Origin of the sequence: Phenylobacterium sp., from assembly GCF_030693805.1 — a bacterium.
GTDB lineage: Bacteria > Pseudomonadota > Alphaproteobacteria > Caulobacterales > Caulobacteraceae > Phenylobacterium.
Genome location: NZ_JAUXZW010000275.1, coordinates 1 through 1,482 on the forward strand (window position 1 = coordinate 1; position 1,482 = coordinate 1,482).

A 1,482-nucleotide genomic window follows, 5' to 3' on the forward strand; every position below is an offset into this window, starting at 1 on the left:
CGCCGACAGCGCCAGGCGTTCGGCCCAGTACTATGTGAATTCCCGCTGGCTCGGCGGCATGCTGACCAACTGGAAGACCATTTCGAATTCCATCAAGCATCTCCGCACACTGGATGAGCAGCTTGCCAAGGAAGGCATGGGCCTCACCAAGCGCGAAATGCTCTCCATTTCCCGCGAGAAGACCAAGCTCGACAAGGCCCTGGGCGGCATCAAGGACATGGGCGGAACCCCCGACATCCTGTTCGTGATCGACACCAACAAGGAAGCCCTCGCCATCAAGGAAGCCAATCGTCTGGGCATCCCTGTTGTGGCGATCATCGATACGAACTCGGATCCTGCCGGCGTCAACTATCCGATTCCTGGCAACGACGACGCAGGCCGCGCCGTGGCGCTCTATTGCGATCTAATCGCGCGCGCTGCCATTGAAGGCATTTCGCAGGCGCAGGGCGCCTCGGGCCACGATCTCGGCGCCGAAGAAAACCCCATGGCCGAAGCCGTCCCTGCGGAATAGGCAATTTTCAGGGGCCCGCGATCAGCGTGGGCCCTCACTCCATTTTTTGAAAGAGGATGATCATGGCTGAGATTACAGCTGGCATGGTGAGAAGCTTACGTGAATCGACCGGCGTAGGCATGATGGACTGCAAGGCAGCCCTTGTTGCCACCAACGGTGACATGGAAGCCGCCACCGATTGGTTGCGCGCCAAAGGCCTGGCCAAGGCCGCCAAGAAATCCACCCGCGTTGCAGCCGAAGGCCTCGTCGGCATTGCAGTTAACGGCACCACCGGCGCTGCCGTTGAAGTAAACTCGGAAACGGACTTTGTCGCCCGCAACGAAAAGTTCCAGGCCATGGTCGCCGACATTGCAAAGCTGGCGCTTGCCACCGATGGCAGTACGGAAAAGCTGAAGACTGCCAAATTTCCGGGCTCCCAGCATGCCGTTGCCGAGTACGTGGCCGAGATGGTGGCCACCATCGGTGAAAACATGGGCGTGCGCCGAACCGCATCGCTCAAGGTCAAGGATGGCGTGATCGGTTCTTACGTCCACAACCAGGCCGCTCCTGGCCTGGGCAAGATCGGCGTTCTCGTCGCCCTTGAGTCCACCGGCAACAAGGAAGAACTGGCTGCCTTTGGCCGTCTGCTCTCCATGCATGTTGCCGCAACCAATCCAGTCGCCATGGATCTGGCCGGAGTACCGCCGGAAACCCTGGCCCGTGAAAAGGCCATTCTCGAAGAAAAGAACGCGGGCAAGCCCGCCAACGTCCTGGAAAAGATCATTGCCTCTGGCCTCAAAACCTACGCCAAGGAGAACTGCCTGCTGGAACAGGCCTATGTCCATGACGGCACCAAGTCTGTGACCCAGGTCATTGGCGAAGTCGCCAACAAGGCCGGGGCCCCCGTCAAGCTGCTCGGCTACGTGCGCATGCAACTCGGCGAAGGCATTGAAAAAGCAGCTGATGATTTCGCCGCCGAAGTCGCCAAGGCC

2 protein-coding genes are annotated in these 1,482 nt (G+C 59.8%); both read left to right on the forward strand.

The features are described 5' to 3' along the window. The coding region (gene rpsB / locus Q8M88_RS10640) for a 30S ribosomal protein S2 (protein WP_305597138.1) at nt 1–511 on the forward strand (511 nt) is incomplete at its 5' end. A gap of 62 nt (nt 512–573) precedes the next feature. Continuing rightward, nucleotides 574–1,482 (forward strand): translation elongation factor Ts (tsf, locus tag Q8M88_RS10645; protein WP_305597139.1); only part of this gene is annotated, 909 nt, incomplete at its 3' end.